Source organism: Terrabacter sp. 2RAF25, assembly GCF_052115265.1.
Taxonomy (GTDB): Bacteria; Actinomycetota; Actinomycetes; order Actinomycetales; family Dermatophilaceae; genus Terrabacter.
Genome location: NZ_JBFRGJ010000076.1, coordinates 1 through 375 on the forward strand (window position 1 = coordinate 1; position 375 = coordinate 375).

Below are 375 nucleotides of genomic sequence, written 5' to 3' on the forward strand. Positions count from 1 at the left end.
GCGGCAGGCCCAGCAGGATGTGCGGCAGGCCCAGCAGGATGTCGATCAGCAGGAAGATGGCCGCCGACAGGGCGGCTCCGGCAACGGCGGACTGCCACCAGCCGCCGCCCAGGGCGCGCGCGACRATGAACGACAGAAGCGTCGTCGCCAGCACGAAGCCCAGCGGGATCAGCAGCAGCGCCACCAGGAGCGAGGCCATGGCCACCAGCGCGACCAGCGGCCATCGCCCGCCCTCCCATTCGACATCGTGGGGGCGGACAACCAGCGCCGCCCCGGCCAGGAACATGACGCCCCCGATGATCATCGGGAACGCCTTGGGTCCGACCGGGTCCGAGGAAAAGGCGACCTGAAGCCCATGCGCGTGCCAGATCGCGC

General features: G+C 70.9%; 1 protein-coding gene. It reads right to left on the reverse strand.

Annotated features, from left to right (window positions below):
- Nucleotides 1-375, reverse strand: a 375-nt coding sequence (locus AB4091_RS22020; RefSeq protein ID WP_442295071.1) for a tripartite tricarboxylate transporter TctB family protein, incomplete at both ends; no start/stop codon positions are given.